Source organism: Pseudomonas sp. TE50-2 (assembly GCF_040813665.1).
GTDB lineage: Bacteria > Pseudomonadota > Gammaproteobacteria > Pseudomonadales > Pseudomonadaceae > Aquipseudomonas > Aquipseudomonas soli.
This window is the reverse complement of record NZ_JBFNXN010000001.1, coordinates 4,891,777-4,905,881: the sequence shown is the minus strand read 5'-3', so window position 1 is coordinate 4,905,881 and position 14,105 is coordinate 4,891,777. Positions and strand designations below refer to the sequence as shown.

Here is a 14,105-nt window from a genome sequence, read left to right as displayed (position 1 = left end):
GTTCAGTGCTTTTCGGATTCGGGATGGGTGGCGCTGCGGTTGACCTTGGCCAGCGGCAGCGGCAGCAGCTTGCCCATCGGCTCGCGGCGCTCCAGGCGCAGCGGCCGCAGGCCCACCACCATCTTGCGCGCCACCAGCAGGTAGACACCGCCGCCGGCAGTCTGCCAGCCGCCGGCCACGCGCTCCCAGCCAGCCAGGCGCTGCTGCCAGGCCGGCGAGGCAAGCGGCGGACGATAACACCCGAAGCGGCGTTTCTCCAGCGCGAAGCCCAGCAGGTTGAGCCAGTCGCCGACCCGCGACGGCGAGATGCAACGGGCCTTGCGCAAGGCCCCGTGGCTGAAGAAATGGCGCACGCCCCAACTGCTCCAGGGGTTGATCCCGATGATCAGCAGGTGGCCACCCGGGCGCACGGAACTGGCGGCCTCGCGCAGCAGCCCGTGGGGGGACAGGCTGAAGTCCAGACCGTGCTGCAGCACCACCACGTCGGCGGCGTGCTCCGACAGCGGCCAGGCCTGCTCTTCGCAGACGATCTCCACCCCCGGCAACGGCGCGCCCAGGCGCACGTTGCGCTGCACCTGCGGGGCGTTGGGCGGGGGTTCGGCGCAGGGGCCGTAGTGCACAAGGTAGCCACCGAAGAAGCGCCGCAGCTCTTCTTCAAGCAACTTTTCCTCCTCCTTGAGCATCAACTGCCCAAGAGGCCCATCGAACCAGTCGCGGGCCAGGCGGATCAGCTCGACCCAGTCGGGGTCGGCCTGGGCGAAGGCTTGGTCGGTCATTGCGTTCTCCCTCGAAGGTTCTCCGCTCGCGCCATCGCGGCTAAGATGCCCTCAATGTCCAGGCTTGGCGATACGGATCCGCACATGATACAGATCGATGCCCTACCCGCTTTCAACGACAACTACATCTGGTTGTTACAGGATACTGCCAATCGCCGCTGCGCAGTGGTCGACCCCGGTGACGCCGAGCCGGTGCGCGCGTGGCTGGAGCAGCACCCGGACTGGGCATTGGAGGCAATCCTTGTCACCCACCACCACCATGACCACGTCGGCGGCGTCGAAGCCTTGAAACAGGCCACCGGCGCCCAGGTGTATGGCCCGGCCAGCGAACATATCCCGGGCCGCGATATCGCCCTGGCAGACGGCGCCCGCATCGAGGTGCTGGGCCTGGCCTTCGAGGTCCTGGCCATGCCCGGCCACACCCTGGGGCACATCGCCTATTACACTGCGCAATCGCCCACACCGCTACTGTTCAGTGGCGACACCCTGTTCGCCGCCGGCTGCGGCCGCCTGTTCGAAGGCACGCCCGAGCAGATGCACCATTCGCTGCAACGCCTGGCGGCGCTGCCCGCCGCGACCGAAGTGTACTGCGCCCACGAATACACCCTGAGCAACCTGCGCTTCGCCCGTGCCGTGGAACCCGACAACGAACACGTTCGCCAACGGTTCGAGGACGTTACCCGGTTGCGCGCCGACAATCGCATCACCTTGCCCTCCAACATTGGCCTGGAGCGCCTGACCAACCCGTTTTTGCGCACCGCTGAAACATTCGTTAAACAAAAAGCAGACGAATGGAAGGGACATTCCAACCCCAGCCAAGCCACTGTTTTTGCTGCCTTGAGGTCTTGGAAGGACGTGTTCTGATAACCCCAAGATATATCGCATCATAGGCCCGATGGTTGACCCGGCGGGGAGCGGTTTCTAGAATCGCCCAACTTTTTCGCCCGGATAACCGTCCCAGCCGATGTCTTCCCGTAGCCGCAGAACCTCTCATTCGGTCGCCCTGACGCGACTGGCCCAGATCAGTGCACTGGCGCTGGCCGCCACCCTGGTCGGCTGCCAGAGCACCCGTCAGCTCGACGAAGCCGACAGCGTTCGCGCGCACAACTACCAGGCGCGGATCAAGCACAAACCGGCGCCGCTGGTGGTCAAGCCCAAGGAGCAGGCACCGCCGCAGGACGTCTGGGAGCGCATGCGCCAGGGCTTCGCCCTGCAGGACGGCATGGACGTCAACCCGCGCATCGAACAGCAGCGCCTGTGGTTCGCCAGCAACCCGTCGTTCCTCGAGAACGCTGGCGAGCGCGGCAGCCTCTACCTGCACTACATCGTCGAGCGCCTCGAAGAACGCGACATGCCGCTGGAGCTGGCCCTGCTGCCGGCCATCGAGAGCGCCTACAACCCGATGGCCTACTCCCGCGCGCACGCCGCCGGCATGTGGCAGTTCATCCCGTCCACCGGGCGCCACTTCAACCTGCGCCAGACCAACTTCTACGATGGCCGTCGCGACGTCACCGCCTCGACCAACGCCGCGCTGGACTACCTGAACCGCCTGCACGACATGTTCAACGGCGACTGGCTGCTGGCCCTGGCGGCCTACAATGCCGGTGAAGGCACGGTCAGCCGCGCCATCGAGCGCAACGAGCGCCTGGGCCTGCCGACCGACTACTGGAACCTGCCGCTGCCGCAGGAAACCCGTGACTACGTGCCCAAGCTGCTGGCCCTGTCGCAGGTGGTCAACACCCCGGCCGCCTACGGGGTCAACCTGAACCCGATCGCCAACGAGCCGTACTTCGAAGCCGTCGCCATCAACGACCGCCTCGACCTGTCCCGCGTGGCCGCTTTCGCCGACATCGACGAAGACGAACTGATCCAGCTCAACCCAGCCTTCAAGAAGCGCATGACCGTGGACGGCCCGCAGCAACTGCTGGTGCCGACCGCCAAGGCGCAACTGCTCAGCGACCGCATGTCCAACCTCAAGCCCGAGGAACTGGTCAGCCTGCAACCGAACAAGGCCGTGTTCCAGGCCGCCCTGGCCGAGGCCAAGGCACCTGCGGCGCGCAGCTACCGGGTCAAGCGTGGCGACAACCTGGGCAGCATCGCCAAGGCCAACCGGGTGTCGGTCAAGCAGCTGCAAAGCTGGAACCGCATCCGTGGCAACAACCTCAAGGTCGGCCAGGTCCTGGCCCTGCGTGGCGGCAGCGCGCCGAGCGCGGCGGCCAACCGCGTGGCCGACTCCAAGCAGCGCTCCACCCAGTACAAGGTGCGCAAGGGCGACTCGTACTACCTGGTAGCCAAGCGTTTCAACGTCGAGATGAAGCACCTCAAGCGCTGGAACCCACGCACCGGGCACGCGCTCAAGCCAGGCCAGACCCTGACCGTCTACCTGGCGCGCTGATACCTCGCTCGCGGGGCCAGCCCTCCTCCCACGCCAGTCGCGATCGGCGTGGGAGCGGGCTGGCCCCGCGATGCTTTGAAGGCTGAAGCAAAGCCCCGCGCCCTACCCTTTTTCCATTCCAGACAAGCTGTTACTGTACCCCGAACCAAGCCCAACGCCCTCTGGATCGGATGCCGACTTGATACGTCCCCTCCTGCTGTCACTCAGCCTGGCCTTGAGCTTCCCCGCCGTCGCGATGGTGAGCGAAAGCCACGGATACGCGCAGTTCGGCACGCTCAAGTACCCGGCCAGCTTCACCCACTTCGACTGGGTCAACCCGCAAGCCCCCAAAGGCGGCACATTGCGGGCCATGGCCTTCGGCACCTTCGACACGCTCAACCCTTACACCTTCAAGGGCTCGAGCCCGGTCACCACGCCCAACTTCCTGCAGTACGGCATCAACGAGCTCAACGAGCCGCTGATGGTCGGCACCGGCATGTACGACCCCTCGGGCGACGAGCCCACCTCCAGCTACGGCCTGATCGCCCGCTCGGTCGAGTACAGCGAGGACCGCAGCTGGGTGGTGTTCAATCTGCGCCCCGAGGCGCGCTTCCACGATGGCGTGCCGATCACCGCACAGGATGTGGCGTTTTCCTACCGCACCCTGCTCAAGGACGGCCACCCGATCTACCGCACCAACCTGCAGGAAGTGGCCCGCGTCGATATCCTCGGCCCGCTGCGCATCCGCTTCGTGTTCAAGCGCGCCGGCAACCCGCTGCTGATCCTGCGCCTGGGCGAGATGCCGGTGCTGCCCAAGCACTACTGGGCCAAACGCGACTTCAAGGCCACCACCTTCGAGCCGCCGCTGGGCAGCGGCCCCTACCGCATCAGCGAAGTGCAACCCGGCCGCCGGCTGGTGTTCGAACGAGTGAAGGACTACTGGGGCAAGGACCTGGCGGTTAACCGCGGCAAGTACAACTTCAAGCGCGTCGAATACGAGTTCTACCGCGACGCCACCGTGGCCTTCGAGGCGTTCAAGGCCGGTGAATTCGACATCTACATCGAGCACCAGGCGAAGAACTGGGCCAACGGCTACAACTTCCCCGCCGTGCGCCGTGGCGAGGTGATCAAGGCGCAGATCCCGCACAAGATCCCCACCCAGACCCAAGGCCTGTTCATGAACAGCCGCCGCGCCGCGTTCAGCGACCCTCGGGTGCGCCAGGCGCTGGGCCTGATGCTCGACTTCGAGTGGACCAACCGCGCCCTGTTCAGCAGCGCCTACCGCCGCTCGACCAGCTATTACCCCAACAGCGACTTCACCGCCAGCGGCCTGCCCACCGGCAAGGAATGGCTGCTGCTCAAGCCATTCCGCGACCAGCTGCCGGACAAGCTGTTCACCGAGCCCTACCAGGTCAGCCACACCGACGGCAGCGGCATCAGCCGCCCGGCCCTGCGCCAGGCCCTGGCGTTGTTCGCCCAGGCCGGCTGGAAGCTCAACGGCCAGCGCCTGGTGGACAGCAAAGGCCAACCGTTCAGGCTGGAGCTGCTGCTGGTGAACCCCAACCTCGAACGCATCCTGCAACCTTATGTCGAAAATCTGGCCAGCATCGGCATCGATGCGCGCTTGCGCACCGTGGACCGCGCCCAGTACAAACAACGGCTCGACCAGTTCGATTTCGACATGATCCTGATGACCCTGAACCAGACCCTGAGCCCGGGCCTCGAGCAGTGGCTGTACTTCCACTCAAGCCAGGCCGCCACCAAGGGCAGCAAGAACTATGCTGGCGTGAAGGACCCGGTGGTCGACCACCTGCTCGACACCTTGCTCGCCGCCCGCAGCCGCGATGACCAGATCGCCGCCGCGCGCGCCCTGGACCGCGTGCTCTCATGGCAGTACTACATGATCCCCAACTGGTACCTCGACAATCACCGCCTGGCCTACCGCAACCGGTTCGCCTTCGTCACCACGCCGCCCTACACCCTCGGGCTGAACAGCTGGTGGATCAAGAAGACTTCGGAGAAAGCCAAATGACGCCGACCCTGCGCCGCCTGGCCGCCAGCCTGCTGCTGGCCTGCCTCACGCTCCCGGCCGTGGCCGCCCCACAGCATGCCCTGACCCTGTACGACGAGGCACCGAAATACCCGGCCAACTTCAAGCACTTCGAATACGTCAACCCCGACGCACCGAAGGGCGGCACCTTCCGCCAGTCCAGCTTCGGCGGCTTCGACAGCCTCAACCCGTTCATCAACAAGGGCGTGCCCGCCGACAACGTCGGCGCCATCTACGACACCCTGATGCGCCAGAGCCTGGACGAACCCTTCACCGAGTACGGCCTGGTGGCCGGCAAGATCGAAAAGGCCCCCGACAACAGCTGGGTGCGCTTCTACCTGCGCCCCGAAGCACGCTTCCACGACGGCCACCCGATGCGCGCCGAGGACGTGTTATTCACCTTCAACGCCCTGATCAAGGACGGCGCGCCGCTGTACCGCCAGTACTACGCCGACGTCGCCGAAGTGGTCGCCGAAGCGCCGCTCAAGGTGCTGTTCAAGTTCAAGCACAACAACAACCGCGAGCTGCCGCTGATCCTCGGCCAGCTGCCGGTGCTGCCCAAGCACTGGTACCAAGGCCGCGACTTCGACCGCGGCAACCTGGAGATCCCGCTCGGCAGCGGCCCGTACAAGGTCGCCGAGGTGAAGGCCGGCCGCTCGATCCGTTACGAGCGGGTCAAGGACTACTGGGGCAAGGACCTGCCGATCAACCGCGGCTTCTACAATTTCGACGTGATGACCTTTGACTCTTACCGCGACAACACCGTCGCCCTCGAAGCGCTCAAGGCCGGCCAGTTCGACTACGGCCTGGAGGTGAGCGCAAAGAACTGGGCCACCGCCTACAACGTGCCCGCCGTGCGCGACGGCCGGCTGATCAAGGAAGAACTGCCCAACGGCACCCCGGTGGGCATGCAGGGCTTCATCTTCAACCTGCGCAAGCCGATGTTCCAGGACATCCGCGTGCGCCACGCCATCAGCCTGCTGCTGGACTTCGAGTGGACCAACAAGCAGCTGTTCAACGGCGCCTACACCCGCACCGGCAGCTACTTCGAGAACTCCGAAATGGCCGCCAGCGGCCTGCCCAGCCCCGCCGAGCTGAAGATCCTCGAGCCGCTGCGCGGCAAGGTGCCGGACGAGGTGTTCAACGGCGCCTTCCACAACCCGGTCACCGACGGCAGCGGCATGATCCGCGACCAGCAGCGCCAGGCGTACAAGCTGCTGCAGGAGGCCGGCTGGAAGGTCGTCGACGACAAGATGGTCGATAAAGACGGCAAGCCGATGACCATCGAGTTCCTCCTGGCCCAGACCCAGTTCGAGCGCGTGCTGCTGCCGTTCAAGCGCAACCTTGCGGACCTTGGCATCAACCTCGAGATCCGCCGCGTGGACGTGTCGCAGTACATCACCCGTCTGCGCTCGCGTGACTACGACATGATCGTCGGTGGCTTCGCGCAATCCAACTCGCCCGGCAACGAGCAGCGCGAGTACTGGAACAGCGCCGCCGCCGACAACCCCGGCAGCCGCAACTTCATCGGCCTGCGCGACCCTGGCATCGACCAGCTGGTGGAGCAGTTGATCAACGCCGACTCCCGGCAGAGCCTGATCGAGCACTGCCGCGCCCTGGACCGCGTGCTGCAATGGGGTTACTACGTGATCCCCAACTGGCATATCAAGACCTGGCGCGTGGCCTACTGGAACCACATCGGCCACCCCGCCGTATCGCCCAAGTACGACATCGGCATCGACACCTGGTGGATCAAGCCCGACGTCACGCCCGCGGTAAGCGAAGCCGCTGCACCGGATGAGGCCAACTGACATGCTGGCCTATATCCTGCGGCGCCTGCTGCTGATCATCCCCACCCTGTTCGGCATCCTCATCATCAACTTCATCATCGTCCAGGCCGCCCCCGGCGGCCCGGTGGAGCAGATGATCGCCAAGCTCGAAGGCTTCGAAGGCGCCACCAGCCGCATCGCCGGCGGCGGCGCCGAAGTCTCGGTGGCCGGCTCCAACTACCGTGGCGCGCAGGGCCTGGACCCGGCGCTGATCGCCGAGATCGAGCGCATGTACGGCTTCGACAAATCCGCGCCCGAGCGGCTGTGGATCATGGTCAAGAACTATGCCCAGCTGGACTTCGGCAACAGCTTCTTCCGCGACGCCAAAGTCATCGACCTGATCGCCGAGAAGATGCCCGTGTCCATTTCGCTGGGGCTGTGGAGCACACTGATCATGTACCTGGTATCGATCCCGCTGGGGATCGCCAAGGCCGTGCGCCACGGCAGCCACTTCGACGTGTGGACCAGCTCGGCGATCATCGTCGGCTACGCCATCCCGGCGTTCCTGTTCGCCATCCTGCTGATCGTGCTGTTCGCCGGGGGCAGCTACTTCGACTGGTTCCCGCTGCGCGGGCTGACCTCCAACAACTTCGACGAGCTGAGCACCACCGGCAAGGTGCTCGACTACTTCTGGCACCTGGTGCTGCCCATCACCGCCCTGGTGATCGGCAACTTCGCCACCATGACCCTGCTGACCAAGAACAGCTTCCTCGACGAGATCAACAAGCAGTACGTGGTCACCGCCAAGGCCAAGGGCCTGAGCCGCACCCGCGTGCTCTACGGCCATGTGTTCCGCAACGCCATGCTGCTGGTGATCGCCGGCTTCCCCTCGGCGTTCATCGGCATCTTCTTCACCGGCTCCCTGCTGATCGAGGTGATCTTCAGCCTCGACGGCCTGGGCCTGATGAGTTTCGAAGCGGCGATCAACCGCGACTACCCGGTGGTGTTCGGCACCTTGTTCATCTTCACCCTGCTCGGTCTGGTGGTGAAGCTGATTGGCGACCTCACCTACACCCTGGTCGATCCGCGCATCGACTTCGCCAGCCGGGAGCACTGACATGGCCCTCTCCCCCCTCAATCGCCGGCGCTTCGAGCGCTTCAAGGCCAACCGCCGCGGCTGGTGGTCGCTGTGGATCTTCCTGGTGCTGTTCGTGCTCAGCCTGGGCGCCGAGTTCATCGCCAACGACAAGCCCATCGCCGTGCGCTACGACGGCGAATGGTACTTCCCGGCCTTCAAGCGCTACCCGGAGACCACCTTCGGCGGCGAGTTCCCGCTGGAGGCCAACTACAAGAGCCCGTACATCCGCGAGTTGCTGGCCAAGAAAGACGCCTTCGTGCTGTGGGCGCCGATCCCCTACAGCTACCAGAGCATCAACTACGACCTGAAGGTGCCCGCCCCCGCGCCGCCCTCCACCGACAACCTGCTGGGCACCGACGACCAGGGCCGCGACGTGCTGGCCCGGGTGATCTACGGCTTCCGCATCTCGGTACTGTTCGCCCTGACGCTGACCATCGCCAGCTCCATCGTCGGCGTGATCGCCGGCGCCCTGCAGGGCTTCTACGGCGGCTGGGTGGACCTGGCCGGCCAGCGCTTCCTGGAGATCTGGTCCGGCCTGCCGGTGCTGTACCTGCTGATCATCCTCGCCAGCTTCGTGCAGCCCAACTTCTGGTGGTTGCTGGGCATCATGCTGCTGTTCTCGTGGATGAGCCTGGTGGACGTGGTGCGCGCCGAGTTCCTGCGCGGGCGAAACCTGGAATACGTGCGCGCCGCCCGCGCCCTGGGCATGCGCAACGGCCCGATCATGTACCGGCATATCCTGCCCAACGCGATGATCTCGACCATGACCTTCATGCCGTTCATCCTCACCGGCGCCATCGGCACCCTCACCGCTCTGGACTTCCTCGGCTTCGGCCTGCCCGCCGGCTCCCCCTCGCTGGGCGAGCTGGTGGCCCAGGGCAAGTCCAACCTGCAAGCCCCGTGGCTGGGCATCAGCGCCTTCGCCGTGCTGGCGGTGATGCTGAGCCTGCTGGTATTCATCGGCGAATCCGCCCGCGACGCCTTCGACCCGAGGAAATGACATGAGCCAAGACACCCTGATCGAAGTCCGCGACCTGGCGGTGGAGTTCGTCACCGGCGAGCAGGTCAACCGCGTGGTCGACGGCATCAGCTTCGACATCCGCAAGGGCGAGACCCTGGCCCTGGTCGGCGAAAGCGGCTCGGGCAAGTCGGTGACCGCCCACTCGATCCTGCGCCTGCTGCCCTACCCCCTGGCGCGGCATCCTTCTGGCACCATCCATTACCAAGGCAAGGACCTGCTGCACCTGGGCGAAAAGCCCATGCAGCGCATTCGCGGCAACCGCATCGCGATGATTTTCCAGGAGCCGATGACCTCGCTGAACCCGCTGCACAGCATCGAGAAGCAGATCAACGAGATCCTCTTGCTGCACAAGGGCCTCACCGGCAAGGCCGCCACGGCGCGGACCCTGGAGCTGCTGGAGCTGGTCGGCATTCCCGAGCCGCACAAGCGCCTGAAAGCCCTGCCCCACGAGCTGTCCGGTGGCCAGCGCCAGCGGGTGATGATCGCCATGGCCCTGGCCAACGAACCCGAACTGCTGATCGCCGACGAGCCCACCACGGCGCTCGACGTGACCGTGCAGTTGAAGATCCTCGACCTGCTCAAGTCGTTGCAGGCGCGCCTCGGCATGGCCCTGCTGCTGATCAGCCACGACCTCAATCTGGTACGCCGCATCGCCCACCGCGTGTGCGTGATGCAGTGCGGCAAGATCGTCGAGCAGGCCGACTGCGCCACGTTGTTCAGCAAGCCGCAGCATCCGTATACGCAGATGCTGATCAATGCCGAGCCCAGCGGCGCACCGGCTGCGAATGCCGAAGGCGCGCCGTTGCTGGAGGTGAAGGACTTGAAGGTGTGGTTCCCGATCAAGAAGGGGCTGCTGCGCCGCACCGTGGACCACGTGAAGGCCGTGGACGGGGTGAACTTCAGCCTACCCCAGGGGCAGACGCTGGGCATCGTTGGCGAGAGTGGCTCGGGCAAGTCCACCTTGGGGCTGGCCATCTTGCGGTTGATCTCCAGTCAGGGCGGGATTCGCTTCCACGGGCAGAATCTGGAAGGGCTGAACCAGAAGGAAGTGCGGCCGCTGCGGCGAGAGATGCAGGTGGTGTTTCAGGATCCCTTTGGCAGCTTGAGCCCGCGCATGTGCGTGGCGGATATCGTTGGCGAGGGGCTACGCATTCACAAGATCGGCACACCGGCTGAGCAGGAAGCGGCGATTATCGCGGCGTTGGAGGAAGTGGGGCTGGATCCGCGGACGCGGCATCGGTATCCCCATGAGTTTTCCGGCGGGCAGCGGCAGCGGATTGCGATTGCTCGGGCGTTGGTGTTGAAGCCGGCGTTGATTCTGCTGGATGAGCCGACCTCGGCGCTGGATCGGACGGTGCAGCGGCAAGTGGTTGAGTTGCTGCGGAATTTGCAGGTTAAGTACAACCTGACTTATCTGTTTATCAGCCATGACCTGGCGGTGGTCAAGGCGTTGAGTCATCAGTTGATGGTGATCAAGCATGGGCAGGTGGTTGAGCAGGGGGATGCGGGGGCCATTTTCCACGAGCCGCAGCATGGGTATACGAGGCAGTTGTTGGAGGCGGCGTTTTTGGGAATAACCTAAGTGTTCTGATGCCGTAAACACAGGCATATTGCCATCTAGAAACAGCCAAGAAAGTAACAACAACCCGCTTGAGTAACGACAACCCAATTCAGCAAAAAATCAACAGATGCTACCTTCATATAGATAGAGAGAAGCATAACTCCGACAAAAAACCCTATAGAAAAACAAAAAATAAACCAAAAAAGCACAACATATCGCAAAACTATTCGAAATACTCCTCTAGGAAATTGGAGCAAAGCATGCCAGAAATAAGGAAATTTATAATACGCGACTTCAAAGGCATTGAGCACATTGAAATCGACGTATCTGAAAGAGCAACATGCCCTGTAATCACCCTCATAGGGCTCAATGAGAGTGGGAAAACAACGATCCTTGAAGCACTATCTCACTTTGTCACTGGTGACAAAACCATGGCAGCATTGTTTGATGGCGCATATTCTATTTCCTCTGGCTACCGGATTATACCAATGCACCGCAAAGCCGCATTCAGCGCTACAGTTGCGGTTCAAGCAGTGATACAGCTAGATAGCAAAGACATAGATGAACTAGTCGAAATAGCAAACTCTCACGAATTAATTCTAGACACCAACTCCTTACGCGAGCCTTTTCTAGTTAGCAGGGATTTTCAATTCGATGATAGCGCCCTCGAAAAGACAACTAATATCTGGTGGATACCTATAAACACCAAAAAGAAAAAACAAGGTAAATTCAATGAATATGAGCGACCAGAAAAAAACCCCAACACAAAAGACCTGTGGCTAGAGTCAGTTAGGCATATACAGAACAAGCTACCACAAATATCTTATTTCCCTACCTTCCTTGTCGACATCCCTTCTCGAATACTTCTCGAAGAGCACGACGGCGAAACAGCAATTAACCGGCACTACAGATTCGTAATCCAGGAAGTTCTAGACAGTCTAGCAGAGGATCTAAACCTCGAAAAGCATGTCTGCCAAAGAATTCGCGACTACCAAGAAAAAGATAAAAGCTCCAACTGGCTGTCAGTATTTTTTGGAAGCCCCGACAAGGGCCCTATAGACTCAGTATTCCAAAAATTATCGAATGCCATTACAAAAGAAGTTCTAGGTAGTTGGCAAAGAATATTCCAAAGACCTATCTCAGCAAATAGGATTGCTGTGGAATGGAACATTGACTCCACAAAAAACAATACTCCTTATGCCACTTTTTTTGTCTCCGATGGTGAGTCACGCTTTACAATAAACGAAAGATCTCTAGGTTTCCGATGGTTTTTCTCATTCCTATTGTTCACCGCATTTAAACGATCCGCACAAAAAAAGGCCATGCTGATATTTGATGAGCCTGCTGCAAACCTACATGCAAAAGCTCAGGCGGAACTATTAACTAGTTTTTCTAGAATAGCCTCCGACGGCAACATGATAGTCTACTCAACCCACAGCCATCACATGATCAACCCAAGATGGCTAGGCTCAGCCTACATAATCGAGAATGATGCACTAGATTTCGATCAAGATAGCTATTTCGGATTAAATGCCAAACCAACAAAGATAAGTGCCACACCATACAGGCAGTTCGTAGCCAACTTTCCTTCAAGATCAAGCTACTTTCAGCCCGTCATCGAGAAACTCGAATACACCCCTCCAGAGCTAATTGGAAAAGGTCCATACTTAATTGTAGAAGGAATCTCCGACTACTACTCCCTCGAATTAGCAAAAAAAATCCTTAAAAAGGAATTAAAATTCAACATAATGCCCGGCGTTGGATCAGGGGCATCGGACCCAATAATTAGTCAACTAATAGGCCAAGCTCAAGAATTCGCAATCCTTCTCGATGATGATCACGAAGGAAAAAAAGCAGCAGCGCGCTATCGGGACGAATGGTTCTTACCAAAAAAAACTGTTTTCACTTTAGGTTGCGTGAATGCAGAATTTGGAGGAATGGCATTAGAAAAACTTCTATGCAATGAAACAATAAAACTTGCAATGCAGCACTTAAAACTTGAAAAATCGCCAAGCAAAAAACAAATCGGATGGTATTTAGCAGAGGCTTGCGCAAACGCCATTGGCGACAAAGCAAAATTAGCGCAAGTTACACTAGAAAGATTAAATCAAGTACTAGAACACGCAGAAAACATTTTCTCACTGACGACAACCAAAGAAAATATCACACGGGAGCATTAGAGCTTACCTTTGCGACAGAATCTAGCTCATAGCATCCTAGGCAGAATTTCGACCCACTTCCTGCCTAGGAGTTCCATAAAATTCACGCATACTTTTCTTTAACCAAAAACACTCACCTCACTCAAAAGCTAGATAGCACCACGCAAGCCCGTCCAACCTTTAGTCAGTAACCATCCGTTAACAATTTATCAAAACTCCTATTCCACTCAAACAAACCTAGCTACATACCTTAACTTTAATCCCAAGACTGCAAAAAATCAGACTTCTCCCCTTCCTTGTAGTCCATTTCCCAAACATACTGTTACGATCACATTTTCGTTGCGCTCGCATTGCCATCACTCTAGTCTCGGCAGGTCGCTGCAAATCAGCGATCGGCTTTGACAGGCCGCGACGCGACACCCGCACTGCTTGCCCTTTATGGCGGCTGTGCATGGGGCACGCTTGCGTGCGCCGGTTTTTGTGTCCGCCGGTCTGTCAACCTATGCATAGCTGCCACCTACCTGTTTGACAGCAGTCCGGTAGCGGCCCCATCAAAGGGCACAAAACCATGCTGAAGATAGTCCCCGATTCACCCCACAACCACCACTCCCTCGAAGACACCATCATCCAGGCCACGGAATACGCCCTGTGCGCGCAGACCGTGGCGCATCAGGCTGTTCTGCTGCATCCCAAGTCGCCCGTGTCGATTCTGGTCCTGGCCGCGATGCATGAAATGGAGGCGCTGCGGGTGCTGCTCGAATCAGCGTTGATTCAGGTGCAGATGCCGCAGGTGGAGCCTCGCACACTGCACTAGGCCGTTAGCCATGGGTTGCCTGGGCTGGCCTCATCGCCGGCAAGCCGGCTCCCACAGGGGATCGGCGTGATTGCGCGGCAGATGCTGTGTAGCTGATAGCGGATCTAACTGCGAGAGCTCGCCCAGGCACCGATCATTTCAGGGAGATTGAGCAATGAGCACAAACGACACCACGCCCCACACCACGGTGGGCAAGACCCGGTTCTACCAGGGTGAAGGGCATACCGACCCGCTGTTCTGCATCGAACCCGGCATCCCTTGCCAGCACGCACGGGAACAGGCTTCGGAGTTGATGGGCTGCGTGTGCGACCTGACCATCACCGGGATCATGGAGGAAAAACCTCAGCTGATCTGGGCATCGTATTACCTGAGCGCGCTGGCCAAGGCGCTGATGGATGATGCGGAACTGGGGATGAAGCATTGACTTGCAGGCACAAGCGGCC

The 14,105-nt window shown here is 60.5% G+C and carries 11 protein-coding genes; 10 read left to right on the top strand and 1 reads right to left on the bottom strand.

Features of this window, described 5'->3' with window-relative positions; genetic code table 11:
• Nucleotides 1-2: 2 nt before the first annotated feature.
• Nucleotides 3-776, bottom strand: coding sequence for a methyltransferase domain-containing protein (locus AAHK21_RS22445; protein WP_038706475.1), 774 nt, complete (start codon nucleotides 774-776; stop codon nucleotides 3-5).
• An 84-nt stretch (nucleotides 777-860) separates the two neighbouring features.
• Between AAHK21_RS22445 and gloB the strand changes: the two genes are divergently transcribed.
• From gloB to AAHK21_RS22395, 10 genes are all read left to right on the top strand, one after another.
• The gene (gloB, locus tag AAHK21_RS22440) at nucleotides 861-1,640 is read left to right on the top strand and encodes a hydroxyacylglutathione hydrolase (RefSeq protein WP_367858368.1); all 780 of its coding nucleotides are present in this window, start codon (nucleotides 861-863) and stop codon (nucleotides 1,638-1,640) included.
• Nucleotides 1,641-1,740: 100 nt separating this feature from the next.
• Nucleotides 1,741-3,171 (top strand): lytic transglycosylase domain-containing protein, encoded by a 1,431-nt coding sequence (locus tag AAHK21_RS22435; protein ID WP_046854819.1) that lies wholly within the window; start codon nucleotides 1,741-1,743, stop codon nucleotides 3,169-3,171.
• 178 nt (nucleotides 3,172-3,349) lie between these two features.
• Nucleotides 3,350-5,182: an extracellular solute-binding protein gene (locus tag AAHK21_RS22430; RefSeq protein WP_231867477.1), complete on the top strand. Its 1,833-nt coding sequence runs from the start codon at nucleotides 3,350-3,352 to the stop codon at nucleotides 5,180-5,182.
• Entirely contained in the window at nucleotides 5,179-7,011 is a 1,833-nt protein-coding gene (locus AAHK21_RS22425; RefSeq protein ID WP_367858367.1) for an extracellular solute-binding protein, read from the top strand. Before AAHK21_RS22430 ends, AAHK21_RS22425 begins: the two co-directional genes overlap by 4 nt.
• A gap of 1 nt (nucleotide 7,012) precedes the next feature.
• The gene (locus tag AAHK21_RS22420) at nucleotides 7,013-8,086 is read left to right on the top strand and encodes a microcin C ABC transporter permease YejB (protein ID WP_046854817.1); all 1,074 of its coding nucleotides are present in this window, start codon (nucleotides 7,013-7,015) and stop codon (nucleotides 8,084-8,086) included.
• Nucleotide 8,087: 1 nt separating this feature from the next.
• Entirely contained in the window at nucleotides 8,088-9,107 is a 1,020-nt protein-coding gene (locus tag AAHK21_RS22415; protein WP_046854816.1) for an ABC transporter permease, read from the top strand.
• A 1-nt stretch (nucleotide 9,108) separates the two neighbouring features.
• Nucleotides 9,109-10,710, top strand: a complete 1,602-nt coding sequence (locus tag AAHK21_RS22410; RefSeq protein ID WP_367858366.1) for an ABC transporter ATP-binding protein — start codon at nucleotides 9,109-9,111, stop codon at nucleotides 10,708-10,710.
• Between the two features lie 68 nt (nucleotides 10,711-10,778).
• Nucleotides 10,779-12,869, top strand: coding sequence for an AAA family ATPase (locus AAHK21_RS22405; RefSeq protein ID WP_367858365.1), 2,091 nt, complete (start codon nucleotides 10,779-10,781; stop codon nucleotides 12,867-12,869).
• A gap of 547 nt (nucleotides 12,870-13,416) precedes the next feature.
• Complete coding sequence (locus tag AAHK21_RS22400; RefSeq protein WP_367858364.1) at nucleotides 13,417-13,662, top strand: hypothetical protein; 246 nt, start codon at nucleotides 13,417-13,419, stop codon at nucleotides 13,660-13,662.
• 154 nt (nucleotides 13,663-13,816) lie between these two features.
• Nucleotides 13,817-14,086, top strand: a complete 270-nt coding sequence (locus AAHK21_RS22395; protein WP_110703515.1) for a DUF3077 domain-containing protein — start codon at nucleotides 13,817-13,819, stop codon at nucleotides 14,084-14,086.
• Nucleotides 14,087-14,105 lie beyond the last annotated feature (19 nt).

Excerpts from the sequence above, each read along its gene's own strand:
- AAHK21_RS22425 (WP_367858367.1), top strand. The coding sequence starts at position 5,179 with ATGACGCCGACCCTGCGCCGCCTGGCCGCCAGCCTGCTGCTGGCCTGC.
- AAHK21_RS22410 (WP_367858366.1), top strand. The coding sequence starts at position 9,109 with ATGAGCCAAGACACCCTGATCGAAGTCCGCGACCTGGCGGTGGAGTTC.
- AAHK21_RS22400 (WP_367858364.1), top strand. The coding sequence starts at position 13,417 with ATGCTGAAGATAGTCCCCGATTCACCCCACAACCACCACTCCCTCGAA.
- gloB (WP_367858368.1), top strand. The coding sequence starts at position 861 with ATGATACAGATCGATGCCCTACCCGCTTTCAACGACAACTACATCTGG.
- AAHK21_RS22395 (WP_110703515.1), top strand. The coding sequence starts at position 13,817 with ATGAGCACAAACGACACCACGCCCCACACCACGGTGGGCAAGACCCGG.
- AAHK21_RS22435 (WP_046854819.1), top strand. The coding sequence starts at position 1,741 with ATGTCTTCCCGTAGCCGCAGAACCTCTCATTCGGTCGCCCTGACGCGA.
- AAHK21_RS22415 (WP_046854816.1), top strand. The coding sequence starts at position 8,088 with ATGGCCCTCTCCCCCCTCAATCGCCGGCGCTTCGAGCGCTTCAAGGCC.
- AAHK21_RS22420 (WP_046854817.1), top strand. The coding sequence starts at position 7,013 with ATGCTGGCCTATATCCTGCGGCGCCTGCTGCTGATCATCCCCACCCTG.
- AAHK21_RS22445 (WP_038706475.1), bottom strand. The coding sequence starts at position 776 with ATGACCGACCAAGCCTTCGCCCAGGCCGACCCCGACTGGGTCGAGCTG.